Source organism: Mycolicibacterium arenosum (genome assembly GCF_024320865.1).
Classification (GTDB): domain Bacteria; phylum Actinomycetota; class Actinomycetes; order Mycobacteriales; family Mycobacteriaceae; genus Mycobacterium; species Mycobacterium arenosum.
Genome location: NZ_JANDBD010000001.1, coordinates 127665 through 141356 on the forward strand (window position 1 = coordinate 127665; position 13692 = coordinate 141356).

The 13692-nt window shown below is 69.0% G+C and carries 16 protein-coding genes; 11 read left to right on the plus strand and 5 right to left on the minus strand.

Annotation, left to right across the window (positions count from 1 at the left end; genetic code table 11):
- Nucleotide 1: 1 nt before the first annotated feature.
- The 3 genes from NM203_RS00650 to NM203_RS00660 all read left to right on the plus strand — a co-directional run bounded on the left by NM203_RS00650 (nt 2) and on the right by NM203_RS00660 (nt 2298).
- Entirely contained in the window at nt 2–916 is a 915-nt protein-coding gene (locus NM203_RS00650; protein WP_255057656.1) for a DUF2189 domain-containing protein, read from the plus strand.
- A 64-nt stretch (nt 917–980) separates the two neighbouring features.
- Nucleotides 981–1661: an Rv1078 family RDD domain-containing protein gene (locus NM203_RS00655; protein WP_255057657.1), complete on the plus strand. Its 681-nt coding sequence runs from the start codon at nt 981–983 to the stop codon at nt 1659–1661.
- A gap of 82 nt (nt 1662–1743) precedes the next feature.
- On the plus strand, nt 1744–2298 hold the full coding sequence (locus NM203_RS00660) for an Rv1078 family RDD domain-containing protein (RefSeq protein ID WP_255057658.1): 555 nt from the start codon (nt 1744–1746) through the stop codon (nt 2296–2298).
- 6 nt (nt 2299–2304) lie between these two features.
- On the opposite strand, the gene NM203_RS00665 is transcribed toward NM203_RS00660, so the two are convergent.
- On the minus strand, nt 2305–3474 hold the full coding sequence (locus NM203_RS00665; RefSeq protein WP_255057659.1) for an acyl-CoA dehydrogenase family protein: 1170 nt from the start codon (nt 3472–3474) through the stop codon (nt 2305–2307).
- Nucleotides 3475–3509: 35 nt separating this feature from the next.
- On the opposite strand from NM203_RS00665, the gene NM203_RS00670 reads away from it, so the two are divergent.
- On the plus strand, nt 3510–4682 hold the full coding sequence (locus tag NM203_RS00670) for a cystathionine gamma-synthase (protein WP_255057660.1): 1173 nt from the start codon (nt 3510–3512) through the stop codon (nt 4680–4682).
- Here the strand turns inward: NM203_RS00670 and NM203_RS00675 are convergent.
- From NM203_RS00675 to NM203_RS00685, 3 genes are all read right to left on the minus strand, one after another.
- Nucleotides 4674–5372 (minus strand): GOLPH3/VPS74 family protein, encoded by a 699-nt coding sequence (locus NM203_RS00675; protein WP_255057661.1) that lies wholly within the window; start codon nt 5370–5372, stop codon nt 4674–4676. The genes NM203_RS00670 and NM203_RS00675 overlap by 9 nt on opposite strands.
- A gap of 28 nt (nt 5373–5400) precedes the next feature.
- Nucleotides 5401–5895, minus strand: a complete 495-nt coding sequence (gene greA / locus NM203_RS00680) for a transcription elongation factor GreA (RefSeq protein WP_255057662.1) — start codon at nt 5893–5895, stop codon at nt 5401–5403.
- Between the two features lie 211 nt (nt 5896–6106).
- Entirely contained in the window at nt 6107–6529 is a 423-nt protein-coding gene (locus NM203_RS00685; RefSeq protein WP_255057663.1) for a DUF4307 domain-containing protein, read from the minus strand.
- 102 nt (nt 6530–6631) lie between these two features.
- Here NM203_RS00685 and mca point away from each other — a divergent pair, with 102 nt between their 5' ends.
- Genes mca through NM203_RS00705 form a run of 4 tightly spaced genes read left to right on the plus strand, consistent with a single transcriptional unit; the run spans nt 6632 to nt 10106 of the window.
- A complete protein-coding gene (gene mca / locus NM203_RS00690) occupies nt 6632–7498 on the plus strand; it encodes a mycothiol conjugate amidase Mca (RefSeq protein WP_255057664.1) in 867 nt (288 codons plus the stop codon).
- On the plus strand, nt 7495–7746 hold the full coding sequence (locus tag NM203_RS00695; RefSeq protein ID WP_255057665.1) for a hypothetical protein: 252 nt from the start codon (nt 7495–7497) through the stop codon (nt 7744–7746). Before mca ends, NM203_RS00695 begins: the two co-directional genes overlap by 4 nt.
- Nucleotides 7730–9724 carry a thioredoxin domain-containing protein gene (locus NM203_RS00700; RefSeq protein WP_255057666.1) on the plus strand — a complete coding sequence of 665 codons (1995 nt, stop codon included), beginning with the start codon at nt 7730–7732 and terminating at the stop codon, nt 9722–9724. Before NM203_RS00695 ends, NM203_RS00700 begins: the two co-directional genes overlap by 17 nt.
- Nucleotides 9725–9734: 10 nt before the next feature.
- Nucleotides 9735–10106 (plus strand): nuclear transport factor 2 family protein, encoded by a 372-nt coding sequence (locus tag NM203_RS00705; protein WP_255057667.1) that lies wholly within the window; start codon nt 9735–9737, stop codon nt 10104–10106.
- An 8-nt stretch (nt 10107–10114) separates the two neighbouring features.
- Here the strand turns inward: NM203_RS00705 and trhA are convergent, their stop codons facing one another.
- Nucleotides 10115–10849, minus strand: coding sequence for a PAQR family membrane homeostasis protein TrhA (trhA, locus tag NM203_RS00710; RefSeq protein ID WP_255058265.1), 735 nt, complete (start codon nt 10847–10849; stop codon nt 10115–10117).
- Nucleotides 10850–10927: 78 nt separating this feature from the next.
- On the opposite strand from trhA, the gene NM203_RS00715 reads away from it, so the two are divergent.
- From NM203_RS00715 to NM203_RS00725, 3 genes are all read left to right on the plus strand, one after another.
- Entirely contained in the window at nt 10928–11722 is a 795-nt protein-coding gene (locus NM203_RS00715; RefSeq protein ID WP_255057668.1) for a (2Z,6E)-farnesyl diphosphate synthase, read from the plus strand.
- Between the two features lie 57 nt (nt 11723–11779).
- Nucleotides 11780–13132, plus strand: coding sequence for a hypothetical protein (locus NM203_RS00720; protein WP_255057669.1), 1353 nt, complete (start codon nt 11780–11782; stop codon nt 13130–13132).
- A gap of 111 nt (nt 13133–13243) precedes the next feature.
- Nucleotides 13244–13651 carry a hypothetical protein gene (locus tag NM203_RS00725; protein WP_255057670.1) on the plus strand — a complete coding sequence of 136 codons (408 nt, stop codon included), beginning with the start codon at nt 13244–13246 and terminating at the stop codon, nt 13649–13651.
- Nucleotides 13652–13692 lie beyond the last annotated feature (41 nt).

Consider the following 13692-nt stretch of genomic DNA (forward strand, 5'->3'; position numbering starts at 1 on the left):
CATGACCTATCCACCTCCGCCGCCCGGCGGCTACCCGCCCCCGCCCCCGCCCCCCGGCGGTTATCCGCCGCCACAGCAGCCCGGGGGATACGGGCCTCCGCAACAGCCGCCCGGCTACGGACCGCCGCCGCAGCAGCCGGGTGGCTACCCGCCACCGCCACCGGCCGGTTATCCGCCACCGCAGCAGCAGGGCGGTTACCCCGGTGCACCGCAGCCGCCGGGCTACCCGACCAAGGCCGAGGTGAACATCGGCGAGGCGTTCGGCTGGTCGTGGAACAAGTTCAGCAAGAACGCCGTCGTGCTCATCGTCCCCACCCTGGCGTACGGCGTGATCATCGGCATCGTCTTCGCGCTGGTCTTCGGCCTCGCCGTGTTGGTGGCGCCGGACTACTACTCGGACGCCGGCTACTTCGCTGCGAGCTTCGGCTTTCTCAGCATGGTGGTGTTCTTCCTCGGCCTCATCGTGATCGCGGTGCTGGCCGGGGCGTTCCAATCCGCTTATCTGGGCGGTCTTCTGGACATCGCAGACGGAAAGCCGGTGGCGATCGGCACGTTCTTCGCGCCGCGCAACCTCGTCAACGTCATCATCGCGAGCCTGATCATCGGCGTCGCGTCCGCGGTCGGCAGCCTGGTGATCGTCGGATCGTATGTTGTCGCGTTCTTCACCATCTTCGCCGTGGTCATCCTCGTTGAGCGCAACGTCGCCGCGATCGACGGGATCAAGTCGAGTTTCGAGATCGTCAAGAACAACGTCGTACAGGTGCTGCTTACATACCTGATCGTCGCGGTGATCACGACCGTCGGGGCGTTCCTGTGCCTGATCGGACTGCTCGTCGCGGGCCCCGTCGCGGGGCTGTACCTCATCTACTCGTACCGCACCCTGACCGGCGGACAAATCGCGCCGCTTACGCCATAAATCACCCGAACGTTGATCTTGTAGGCAAAGATCTACCCGTCCAACCACGAAAAGGGGAGTTTCCGTGACCACACCTCCGCCACCGCCCCCGCCGGGCGGCCCGCCGCCACCACCGCCCCCACCAGGTGGGTACGGCCCCCCTCCCGGCGGTGGCTACAACCAACCTCCGCCGCCCCCGCCGGGTGGCGCGTACCCGCCTCCGCCGCCTCCGCAGGGCGGCTACGCACCGCCTCCTCCCGGAGGGTCCGTCGGTGCCCTTCCGACGGACGCGTACACCCCGTGGCTGACCCGCGTGCTCGCCTGGCTCATCGACTACGTGCCGGTGTTGATCCTCACCGGTATCGGCTACGGGCTGTTCTTCGCGTTCACCGATTGCAGTTCCTACGACGAGACTTTCGGCACCTCCGGACTCGACGAGTACTACAGCGCTGAGGTCTGTACTCCCGGCGGGCTCAGTTACGTGTCGCTGCTCGGGCTTTCGGCTCTGTCGTTTGCGTACGTCATCTGGAATTACGGCTACAAGCAGGGTACGACCGGCCAGAGCATCGGCAAGGGCATCATGAAGTTCAAGGTGGTCGGCGAGGCATCCGGCCAGCCGATCGGTTTCGGAATGTCAGTCGTGCGTCAGTTCGCCCACGTGATCGACGCGGCGATCTGCTACATCGGGTACCTGTTCCCGCTGTGGGATGCCAAGCGACAGACCATCGCCGACAAGCTGATGAAGACGGTCTGCCTGCCAGCCTGATGGGTAGCTCGCATCTCGGCCCGCCAACGGTGATTGGCGGGCCGAGTCGCGACTGGCTCTCATGTGACTATTGTTCTCAACGATGACGCAGTCACCCCCGCCTGTCGGAGACCAGCTCAATGCGGGTGCAGCGCGGCCCCTGATCGATCTGCCCCGGCACGCCTACACGTCCTGGCTGAAACGAGTGGGCGCCGTGTTGATCGATTTCGCCCCGGTCTGCGTCCTCCTCGCCGTCGGCATCATCGTGTTCATCTCAACACGGGTGTGCGTCGATTACCCGATAGCGGGCCTGGGCACCGACGAGAAGCCTTTCCTGCAGCAGTCTTGCGGCGCAACCGCCGTCGGGCAGTGGGCCCTTGCGTTGTTCCCCTTCGCGGCGATCGCCTTCCAGGTGTGGAATTACGGCTACAAGCAGGGCGTCACTGGCTCGAGCCTCGGCAAGGGCATCATGAAGTTCAAGGTGGTCAGCGAGGTGACCGGCCAGCCGATCGGGTTCGGCAGGTCGATAGTCCGTCAGATCCTGCACGTTCTCATCGACGGTCTGCTCCTCAACGTCGGCTACCTGTTCCCACTGGTCGACGACAAGCGCCAGACGTTCGCCGACAAGATCGTCAAGACGGTGTGCGTGCCCGTCTAGTCGCGTTCAGCGGAAAGCGCTCACCCCGGTGAGCGCTTCGGCGATCACCAGCTGGTGGACCTCCGAGGTGCCCTCATAGGTCAGCACCGACTCGAGGTTGTTCGCGTGCCGGATCACGGGGTACTCCAACGTGATTCCGTTGGCGCCCAACAGCGTTCGGCACTGCCTGGCGATCTTGATGGCTTCGCGAACGTTGTTGAGCTTGCCGACGCTGACCTGCTCCGGCTTGATCCGGTCGGTGTCCTTGAGCCGGCCCAGATGCAGGGCGAGCAGCTGCGCCTTACCCAATTCCACTGCCATGTCGGCGATCTTGGCCTGCGTCAGCTGATACGCGCTCAGCGGCTTGTCGAACACCTCGCGCGTGCCGACGTAGGCGAGCGTCGTCTCAAGGCAGTCCCGTGCGGCGCCGACGGCACCGAAGACGATGCCGAACCGAGCCTCCGACAGGCACGCCAGTGGACCCTTCAAGCCCTGCGCGCCCGGCAGCCTCGCGTCCTCGGGCAGCCGCACGTCGTCGAGGGTGAACTCCGAGGTGACCGACGCCCGCAGCGACATCTTGTGCGTCATCTCGCGCGCGGTGAAGCCGGGTGTCGACGTCGGGACGGCGAAGCCGATGACGCCCTCCTTGGACCGCGCCCACACGATGGCGACGTCGGCGATCGAGGCGTTGGTGATCCACATCTTGGAGCCGTTGAGCACCCAGTCGGACCCGTCGCGGCGGGCGGTCGTGCGCATCCCGCCGGGGTTCGATCCGTAGTCCGGCTCGGTGAGGCCGAAGCAGCCGATCAGGTCGCCTGCCGCCATTCCCGGCAGCCACTGCTCGCGCTGCTCCTCGCTGCCCCAGTGGTGGATCGCGAACATGGCGAGCGACCCCTGAACGGAGACGAGGCTGCGCAGTCCGCTGTCCACGGCCTCCAGCTCCTGGCACACCAGCCCGTAGGCGGTGGCCGTCGACCCGCTGCAGCCGTAGCCCTTCAGGTGCATGCCCAGCAGGCCGAGCTTGCCGATCTCCTGCGCGAGGTCCCGGACCGGCACCTCGCCCTTCTCGAACCACTCCGCGATGTGCGGACGCAGCCGCTGCTCGCCGAACTGGCGGACCATCGTCCGTAGCTCCAGGTCTTCGGCGGTCAGCAGCGAGTCGAGGTCCAGAAGTGCTTCAAGGGGAGTAGCGGCCATGCGGCCATCCTCTCACCGCGGCTACGCTAAGCGCGATGAGTGAGCAGCGTTCCACAGCCGACGCGTACCGCGCGTACGGCCCGTCGACCAAGGCGATCCACGCCGGCTACCGGCCCGATCCGGCCACCGGTGCGGTCAACGCGCCGATCTACGCCAGTTCGACGTTCGCCCAGGACGGCGTCGGCGGACTGCGCGGCGGGTTCGAGTACGCCAGAACCGGCAACCCCACCCGCGCCGCGCTCGAGGCCAGCCTCGCAGCCGTCGAGCACGCGTCCTACGGCCGGGCCTTCGCCTCGGGCATGTCCGCCACCGACTGTGCGCTGCGCGCGGTCCTGCGGCCGGGCGATCACGTCGTCATCCCCGACGACGCCTACGGTGGCACGTTCCGGCTCATCGACAAGGTTTTCACGCAGTGGGGGATCGAGCACACCCCGGCGGCGTTGACAGACCTCGACGCGGTGCGCGCCGCCGTCACGCCGACCACGAAGCTGATCTGGGTCGAGACGCCCACCAACCCGCTGCTGTCGATCGCCGACATCGCGGGCATCGTCGCGCTGGCGTCCGAGTCGGGCGTCAAGGTTCTGGTGGACAACACGTTCGCCTCGCCTGCGCTGCAGCAGCCGCTGCGGCTCGGCGCCGACGTGGTGCTGCACTCGACGACGAAGTACATCGGCGGCCACTCCGACGTGGTGGGCGGGGCGCTGCTGACGAACAACGAGGAACTCGACGACGCGTTCGCGTTCCTGCAGAACGGCGCCGGTGCGGTACCGGGGCCGTTCGACGCCTACCTGACGATGCGGGGGTTGAAGACGCTGCCGCTGCGGATGCAGCGGCACAGCGAGAACGCCGCACTGATCGCCGAGTTCCTCGTCGAGCATCCCGCCGTCGACACCGTGCTCTATCCGGGGCTGCCGCAGCACCGCAATCACGCGGTGGCCGCGCAGCAGATGAGCGGGTTCGGCGGCATGGTCTCGGTGCGACTGCGAGGCGGAGCCGACGCCGCGCGAAACCTGTGCTCGCGCACCGAGATATTCATCCTCGCCGAGTCGCTCGGCGGCGTCGAGTCGCTGATCGAGCACCCCGGCGCCATGACCCACGCGTCCACGGCGGGCTCGCAACTGGAAGTGCCGGACGATCTGGTGCGGCTGTCGGTCGGCATCGAGGACGCCGCCGATCTGCTCGGGGACCTGGAACAGGCGCTACGTTAGCGCGGACTTGACCGCGGACGCCGTCACCGCGAGGTTCATCTCGGCTAGCGACGGCTGGGTCGCGGGCGCGCGCAGCTGCGACGGCGCCGGATGACGCTCGGCAACCCAACTGCCGCTTGATATCTCGGTCGCCCTGGCGTGTACCCAGCGCCACCCGCGGTCGTTCAGGCTCAACAGCGCGCCCAGGCCGTCGACCGCGTGCAGCAGTGTCACGACGCCCGCCGTCTGAGGGGTGGGCGTCGTCCCGTCGAACAGCGCCGCCAGCAGATCCGCGCGGGCCGTCCCGACGCGCTCGCGGGACGTGAACGGAAACGCGTAGGTCTGGCTGAACCGCTTCGTGGACAACGGAATCCGGTGGATCTGCCCCACCAGTTCGAGGTGCCGGGTCACTCGGCCGGTCGTATCCCTGCGCAGCTTCGACACCGCTGCCGCCGGAGTCAGCGGCCGTTGCCGCAGCAGGTCGAACGCCGGCTCGAGAAGCGGATTCAGCGGCTCGGCGCCCGCAAGGGCCACCAACCGGCCCGCCTCGATCGGCTCGCCGGGCACCGAAGGCCGGATCCGGCACGCATACGCGAGGTCGAGCAGCACCGCTCCGGCCAGCACCCGCTCACACCGGTCGCGCTCCAGGGACGGTTGCGCCGAGGCGTTGTCCAGCAGGAGCAGCAGCACGTCCTCGGCGATCATCGCCATGAGCGGACCGTAACCGCCGTTCGCCGGGTCAGGAGTGGTACGGCTCCGCGCTGACGAGGGTCACCTTCATGGTGTTGCCGCTCGGCACGGTGTACTCCCGCGTCTCGCCGACCTTCGCGTCCAGCAGGGCGCTGCCCAGCGGGGAGTTGGGCGAGTAGACCTCGAGCTTGCCGTCGCTGACGCCCTCCTGACGGGTGGCGATCAGGAACGTCTCGGCGTCCTTCTCGTCGCCGTTGAAGTACACCTTCACGACGGAACCGGGAAGTGCGACGCCGGACTGCTTGGGGGCCTCACCCACCTGGGCGTTGTTCAGCAGCTCCTGCAGCTGGCGGATGCGCGCCTCCTGCTGGCCCTGATCCTCGCGCGCCTGGTGGTAGCCGCCGTTCTCGCGGAGGTCACCCTCCTCGCGGCGGTCGTTGATCTCGGCGGCGATCACCGGGCGGTTGGCGATCAACCCGTCCAGTTCGGTCTGCAGCTTGTCGAAAGCGTCCTGGGTCAGCCAGGTCACCTGGGTGTCCGTCATCTCGTCGCGCTCCTGTCGTCGTCGTCGGCGCTTCTCGCGTGGGAAGAGTCCTGTTCATTGCCGCGATCGCCAGCGCTCACAGGCGCGCAAAAGCAGCAATACACGGCTCCCCTGGGAACCGTGTACTCGGCGATACTACCACCGCGGCGTCGACGGGTTTTCACGTATTCGCAGCTCGGCGTTCGTCCAACGGTGTCCGAGGGTCGCGTGTTCAGCCCGCCCGCAGGTAGCCGGGGACGTCGGTTCCGCAACCGTAGACGTCGCCGACCACGGGGGGCCGACTGGTTCTCACCACCGTCGTGACCTGCACGGTCGACTGATCGGACGGCGGCACCAGGAACTCCCGGCGGCCGGCCTCGCTACCGTCCAGCGACCGGGCGCGGACGATGCACACGACGGGCCGGGTCGGGTCGTCGCGGGTGACGGCGATGGTGACCTCGACGGTGCTGGCGTCGATCAGCCGGTAGCCGCTCAGCTCGCCCTTGACGTCGGCGGTTCCGAGGCGCTGGAACCCGACGAGCGCGACGCCCACCCCGGCCGCGACAATCAACACGGTCAGCCCCGCGGCGATGCGGCGGCGGGTGCGGCGTGACAGCGGCTGCCGTCCGTAGCGGGCGGCGGGACGCTCGATCATCGGTCCCCTCGGGTAGGTCGATCCACTGAGACTGGAACTATAGGACTACCCGAGACTGTTGTAACCGACCGACGAGTCCCGACGAGTGAAGCGAAGGCACCAGTGAGCGAACTGCGGTTGATGGCGGTACACGCCCACCCCGACGATGAGTCGAGCAAGGGCGCGGCGACCATGGCCCGCTACGCCGACGAGGGCGTCGAGGTGCTCGTCGTGACGCTGACCGGCGGCGAGCGCGGCGACATCCTCAACCCCGCCATGGACCTGCCCGAGGTGCACGGACGGATCCACGAGATTCGCATCGACGAGATGGCGAGGGCCGCGGAGATCCTCGGCGTCCGGCAGCACTGGCTCGGCTTCGTGGACTCCGGTCTGCCCGAAGGCGATCCGCCGCCACCGCTGCCCGAGGGGTGCTTCGCGCTCGTCCCGCTCGAGGAGTCCACCGAGGCCCTGGTGCGGGTCGTGCGTGACTTCAAGCCGCACGTCATGACCACGTACGACGAGAACGGCGGCTATCCGCACCCCGACCACATCCGGTGCCACCAGGTGTCGATGGCGGCGTACGAGGCCGCGGGGGACTATCGCCTCTTCCCGGACGCGGGCGAGCCGTGGAACGTCTCGAAGGTGTACTACAACCACGGATTCCTGCGGCAGCGCATGCAGATCCTGCAGGACGAGTTCGCCAAGAACGGCCAGGAGGGCCCGTTCGCGAAGTGGTTGGAGAACTGGGCCGCCGACGACGACGTCCTCCTCAAGCGCGTCACCACCAAGATCGAGTGCGCGAAGTACTTCCAGCAACGCGACGACGCCCTGCTCGCGCACGCCACGCAGATCGACCCCAAGAGCTTCTTCTTCACCACGCCGATGGAGTGGCAGCAGCGCCTCTGGCCGACTGAGGAGTTCGAGCTGGCGCGCTCGCGGGTGCCCGTGACCCTGCCCGAGGACGACCTGTTCGCCGGAGTGCAGCCGTGACCGACACTCTGCTCGCCGTCGTGCAGCTGCTCGCCGAGGACCCGCCGAAGAACACCGGTCCCGAGTTCGGCAAGGCGAGCCCGCTGGGGCTGCTCGTCGTCGTACTGCTGATGATCGGCACGTTCCTGCTGGTGTGGTCGATGAACCGGCAGCTCAAGAAGCTGCCCGAATCCTTCGACGAAACCCACCCCGAGCCGGATCAGGCCGCCGACGACGGCACGGTCGGCGACGATGAGCGCGACGGGTAACGCCCTCGGGGGAGCGACCAGCCCCTACCTGCGCCAGCACGCCGACAATCCGGTGCACTGGCTCCAGTGGTCGGCCGATGCGCTCGGCGAGGCCGAGGCGCGCGACGTCCCGATCCTGCTGTCGGTGGGGTACGCCGCGTGCCACTGGTGTCACGTGATGGCGCACGAGTCGTTCGCCGACGACGAGGTGGCCGCGGTGATGAACGCCGACTTCGTCTGCATCAAGGTCGACCGCGAGGAACGACCCGACATCGACGCGGTGTACATGAACGCCACCGTCGCGCTCACCGGTCAGGGCGGCTGGCCCATGACGTGCTTCCTGACGCCCGACGGGCGGCCCTTCTTCTGCGGCACCTACTACCCCAAGGCCGCCTTCCTGGAACTGCTCGCCGCGGTCGCCGACGCCTGGCGCACCCGCCGCGCGGAGGTCGAGGAGGCGTCGACCTCCATCGCGGGGGAGCTGCAGTCGATGGCCGCGGGCCTGCCCGGCGGCGGGCCCGCGCTCGAACCGGGACTGTGCGACCACGCCGTCGCCGCGGTGCTGCGCGACGAGGACGTCGAGCGGGGCGGGTTCGGCCGCGCGCCGAAGTTCCCGCCGTCGGCACTGCTCGAAGCGCTGCTTCGCGACTACGAGCGCACGGAGTCGGCCGCCGTGCTCGACACAGTGCTGCGCACCTGTACCGCGATGGCGAGGGGTGGCGTCTACGACCAGCTCGCGGGCGGCTTCGCCCGCTACAGCACCGACGAGTCGTGGGTGGTGCCGCACTTCGAGAAGATGCTCTACGACAACGCGCTGCTGCTGCGGGTGTACGCGCACGTCTGGCGCGCCACCCGAAACCGGTTGGCGGGCAGAGTCGCCCGTGAGACGGCGCGGTTCCTGGTCGACGGGCTCGGCGTCGGTGGCATGTTCGCGTCGTCGCTGGACGCCGACACCGACGGCGTCGAGGGTCTGACGTACGTGTGGACGCCTGCGCAGTTGCGCGAGGCGCTCGGCGACGCCGACGGGCAGTGGGCCGCCGAGCTGTTCGGGGTCTCCGACGCAGGCACCTTCGAGCACGGCAGCTCGGTGCTGCAGCTGCGCGCCGACGCCGACGACCCGGAGCGCTTCGAACGGGTTCGGGCGGCGATGCGCGATGCGCGGCGGGCCAGGCCGCAACCCGCCCGCGACGACAAGGTGATCGCGGCGTGGAACGGCTTCGCGATCACCGCGCTGGCCGAAGCGTCGGTGGCGTTGGATTCACCCGAATGGCTCACGGCGGCAACGGATTGCGCGCGAGCGATCGTCGACCTGCACGTCGTCGACGGACGGCTGCGGCGCGCCAGCCTGGGCGGCCGGGTGGGCGACGGCGCCGCCGTTCTGGAGGACCACGCGGCGCTGGCGACCGGACTGCTGACGCTGCATCAGGTCACCGGGGACGCGGAGTGGCTGACCTCGGCGACGGCACTGCTCGACGATGCGATGGCGCACTTCGCCGATCCCGACCGGCCCGGTCACTGGTTCGACACCGCCGACGACGCCGCCGCCCTGGTGGTGCGGCCCGCCGACCCGGTCGACGGCGCCACCCCCGCGGGAGCGTCGCTGATGGCCGAGGCGCTTCAGGCGGCAGCGCACCTCGCGCCGGACCCCGAGCGGTACGCGCGCCTCGCCGACGCGACACTGCACGCCGGCACGCCGATCCTGGAGAAGGCGCCGCGCTCGGGCGGGCACTGGCTGGCGGTCGCCGAAGCGGCCGTCCGCGGGCCGCTGCAGTTGGCGGTGGCCTGCGAATCGGCGACGTCCGACCTGCTCTCTGCGGCAAGGTTTCTGGCACCCGGCGGAGCGATCGTCGTCTGGGGTGCGAAGGACTCCTCGGAGCTGCTGCGCGGGCGCGACCGGATCGGTGGGCGCGACGCGGTGTACGTGTGCCGGGGCAGGACGTGCGACCTTCCGGTGACCACCGGCGACCAACTGCTCGTCGCGTTGCGGCGCGCCGTGTAGCGTGCGGCTCATGTCGACGCCGGAAGACAATGCCAACACCGTCAAGCGGTACCTCGAGCTGGCCGCGCAGGGCCGGGCCGACGACGTCGCCGCGCTCTACGCGGACGACGCCACCGTGGAGGATCCCGTCGGCGGCGAGATCCACATCGGCCGGGAGGCCATCCGCGGGTTCTACGGCGCGCTGCCGACCACGGGTGCCGAGGCCGAGATCTTCACGCTGCGCACCCTCGGCCACGAGGCCGCGTTCTTCTGGGCGCTCACCATCGATCTCGGCGAGAACAAGATGCGCATCGAGATCATCAGCGTGATGACGTTCACCGGCGACGGGCAGATCGCGACGATGAAGGCCTACTGGACCCCCGAGAACGTCACGCAGCTGTAGCGAAATCCCTAGTAGAAGACCGCGAACCACATCGCGATGTAGTGGCAGATCGCGGCGACCGCGGTGCATGCGTGGAAGAACTCGTGGTGGCCGAAGGTCGTGGGCCACGGGTTGGGCCACTTGAGCGCGTAGAGCACACCGCCGATGCTGTACAGCGCGCCGCCGACGATCAGCAGCACCAGGGCCGCCACGCCCGCGCCGTCCATGATCGGCACCAGGAACCACGCTGCAACCCAGCCGAGCGCGATGTACAGCGGGACGCCGATCCAGCTGGGTGAGGACGGCCAGAACATCTTGAGCAGCACGCCCGCGAAGGCAGCGCTCCAGACGATGGCCAGCAGCAGCACGCCCTGATCGGACGGCAGGGCGAGGACTGCGAACGGCGTGTAACTGCCCGCGATGAACAGGAAGATCATCGAGTGGTCCGCGCGCTTCATCCACTTGCGCGCGTTGGGGTTCGTCCACTGCACGCGGTGATACGTGCCGCTGACGGCGAACATCGCGACGATCGTGAACGTGTACAGCAGTGTCGCCAGCCCGGCGCGGGTTCCCGCCAGCGACCACGACACCGACACCAGCGCGGCGCCCGCGATGAACGCCACGACGGCGGAGTACACGTGAATCCAGCCGCGCGCCCGCGGCTTTCCGAGGAACTGCGCGACGCCGTCGACGACGGCCTCGGGGAAGTCCTCTGCGCCGTAGGCTCGGGGCGGCGGCTGCTGAGCTTCGTCGGCCGCTTCCACCTCGGTGTCGAACTTGGGCACCGTCACCTCCACTAACCGGCATGGGGACATGCCCTCACAACAGTAGTCTGGATTTTTGTGGAACTCATTCCCCCGCGGCTCAAGGAACCGGCCTACCGGCTCTACGAGATGCGACTGCGGCAGGAGCTCGCGCAGGCCAAGGACGAGCTACCTCGTCATATCGCCGTGCTGTGCGACGGCAACCGGCGCTGGGCGCGTGACGAGGGACACGACGACGTCAGTTACGGCTACCTCATGGGCGCGGCGAAAATCGCCGAGATGCTGCGCTGGTGCCAGGAGACCGGCGTGCAGATGGCGACGGTCTACCTGCTGTCCACCGAGAACCTGCAGCGCGACCCCGCCGAACTCGAACCGCTCATCCAGATCATCACCGACGTCGTCGAGGAGATCTGCGCGCCCGTCAACCGCTGGAGTGTGCGCACCGTCGGCGATCTCGGGCTGCTCGGCGACGAGACCGCGCAACGGCTTCGGGACGCCGTCGACGGCACCGTGAACACGGCCTCGGGCTCCTTCCACGTCAACGTGGCCGTGGGCTACGGCGGACGCCAGGAGATCGTCGACGCGGTCCGCGCCCTGCTGAGCAAGGAGCTCGCCAACGGCGCGACGGCGGAGCAGCTCGTCGAGGCCGTCACCGTGGAGGGCATCTCCGAGAACCTGTACACGTCGGGCCAGCCGGATCCGGATCTCGTCATCAGGACGTCGGGGGAGCAGCGGCTGTCGGGCTTCCTGCTGTGGCAGAGCGCGTATTCGGAGATGTGGTTCACCGAGGCGCACTGGCCGGCGTTCCGGCGCGTCGACTTCCTGCGTGCGCTGCGCGACTACACGCTGCGGCATCGCCGCTACGGCCTGTAGCTCCGGCGGGCGGGAGCGAAGCGACCGGGGGACCAATCTCCGTGCGACACTGATCCCATGGCTGCGATGTCCGCAGTGGTGTTCGGTCTGAGCTGGTGGCTCGGGCTGTACCTGCTGGCGCGCGACCCCCGTAAACCGGTCCTCGTCCTCGCCGCCCTCGGACTGACCGGCTTCGCCGTCGTCGTCGCCCTCGACGCGCTTCGCACCACCGGCGGCGTGTACACCGAGCTGCTGAGTCGGCTCGAGGTCTATCTGGTGATCGTGCCGGGCGTCGCGTGGTTCGCCGTGCTGCTGGAGATGTCGCGGCCCAGCGACACGTGGCGCAGTCGCCTCGGTGAGATCGTGGCGATCGGCGCGGTGGCGGGCGGCGCCTTCGTCGGTGCGACGCTGGCGGGCACGGTGAGCGGCCCGCTGCGGCTGGGGCACTGGGTGATGTTCTGCGTCATTTCGGTTGCAACGCTGGCCGCGATGGTCGTCGCAGCGCGGCGACAACGCAGGCCGCGGCGGGTGCTCCGGGTCGCCGTCGTCGCGACGCTGTTCTTCGCGCTCGGCAACGCGATCCTGGTGATCCCGCTCGGGCTTGTGCCCAGTTGGCTGGCCCTCGCCTCGACCGGTATCGACGTGCTGCTGCTGGGCGTCGCCGTGGCGCTGTGGGATGCGTTCGACGAGGGGCAGGCATTGCGGGCGGACATGCTGCGGTCGTTCATCGGCACCGTCGTGGTCGCCACGCTGTTCGGTGGGCAGGCACTGATCGGGTTGGCGGTCACCGACGCGCACACCGCCCTGTCCGTGCTGCTGTTCACCAGCCTGGCCATCGCGATCTCGATCAACGTGCTCGCCGACCCGCTGGCGGGGGTGCTCGACCGGCTGGCGTTCTCTCAGTCACCGGACCTGCGCGCCGACCGCGCGGCGCTGCGCGACGCCGAGGCCGCGCTGCCGCTGCGGTCGGCGGGCCCGCTCGACGACGTCAGCGACGAGACCTTCGTCCGGCTGACGCGCCGCGCGCTCGGGCACTACGGCGATCTGTCGAAGCTCGTCGCGAGTCCGTTGACCGCGCTCCCCGCCGTCGACGAGCGACTCGCCGCGCGGGGCGCGCCGGACCAGCCGCTGGAACGCGCGAACGAACTGAAGGCGCTGCTCGCCGATCGGATCGCCGCGTTGAAGCCGCGCGACGGCGGCGACTTCGGCACCACCGAGCAGTGGCGCCACTACAACTCGCTGTACTTCCCGTACGTCGTCGGCGTCCGCGCGTACGCGCAGAACGCGACCGCCGCCGGCCTCGACCCGGTGGCCCGGCAGGCGTGGCAGTGGTTCGTCACCGAGGTGCCGCAGCGGTCGCTGCACAACTGGCAGAACGCCGCGGCGCGGGTCATCGCAGCGGACCTGCGTGGCGGGCTGGTCACCGTCTGACCTGCGACTGGCAGTGTTTGGCAGCGTTCTGCGTTCATCTGGCAGTGGATTCCGAGCAGTGTCGGAGGTGTTCGAAGACCGCTCACAGTCCTCAACGACGAGGAGTCCCCGATGACCGCCATCGCCACCCCACCACTGCGCAGGAGTTCCGACTCGCTGCTGCGATTCGCGATGCGCGCCGACGCCACCCTGTGCGCGGGCGTCGGTCTACTGATCGCCTTCACGGCCGACCCGCTGTCGCGGCTGTCCGGGCTGTCGCCGACGTCCGAGTGGATCGCGGGGGCCGCGCTGGTGGCGTACGGCGCCGCCCTGTACGCGCTCGCCGGAGCGCCGGGGGTGCGCCGGGTCGGCATCGTCGTCGTCCTCGTGAACGTGGTGTTCGCCGCTGCCGTGGTGGTTGCGGTCGTCGCGGCGGTGCTGCCGCTGACCGGGGCGGGCGTCGCGATGATGCTCGCGACCGCGGCCGCCACGCTCGGCTTCGCCCACCTTCAGTACCTCGGAGTGCGCCGTCTGGCGTGACTCCCTCCGCCCGGTGCGGTGGGCGCGTCGACCCGAGAGGT

Coding starts and splice junctions, on each gene's coding strand:
- NM203_RS00650 (WP_255057656.1), top strand. CDS start 2: ATGACCTATCCACCTCCGCCGCCCGGCGGCTACCCGCCCCCGCCCCCG.
- NM203_RS00675 (WP_255057661.1), bottom strand. CDS start 5,372: ATGGCGATGATCGCCGAGGACGTGCTGCTGCTCCTGCTGGACAACGCC.
- NM203_RS00720 (WP_255057669.1), top strand. CDS start 11,780: ATGGCTGCGATGTCCGCAGTGGTGTTCGGTCTGAGCTGGTGGCTCGGG.
- NM203_RS00660 (WP_255057658.1), top strand. CDS start 1,744: ATGACGCAGTCACCCCCGCCTGTCGGAGACCAGCTCAATGCGGGTGCA.
- NM203_RS00725 (WP_255057670.1), top strand. CDS start 13,244: ATGACCGCCATCGCCACCCCACCACTGCGCAGGAGTTCCGACTCGCTG.
- NM203_RS00685 (WP_255057663.1), bottom strand. CDS start 6,529: ATGATCGAGCGTCCCGCCGCCCGCTACGGACGGCAGCCGCTGTCACGC.
- NM203_RS00705 (WP_255057667.1), top strand. CDS start 9,735: ATGTCGACGCCGGAAGACAATGCCAACACCGTCAAGCGGTACCTCGAG.
- NM203_RS00670 (WP_255057660.1), top strand. CDS start 3,510: ATGAGTGAGCAGCGTTCCACAGCCGACGCGTACCGCGCGTACGGCCCG.
- NM203_RS00665 (WP_255057659.1), bottom strand. CDS start 3,474: ATGGCCGCTACTCCCCTTGAAGCACTTCTGGACCTCGACTCGCTGCTG.
- greA (WP_255057662.1), bottom strand. CDS start 5,895: ATGACGGACACCCAGGTGACCTGGCTGACCCAGGACGCTTTCGACAAG.
- NM203_RS00700 (WP_255057666.1), top strand. CDS start 7,730: ATGAGCGCGACGGGTAACGCCCTCGGGGGAGCGACCAGCCCCTACCTG.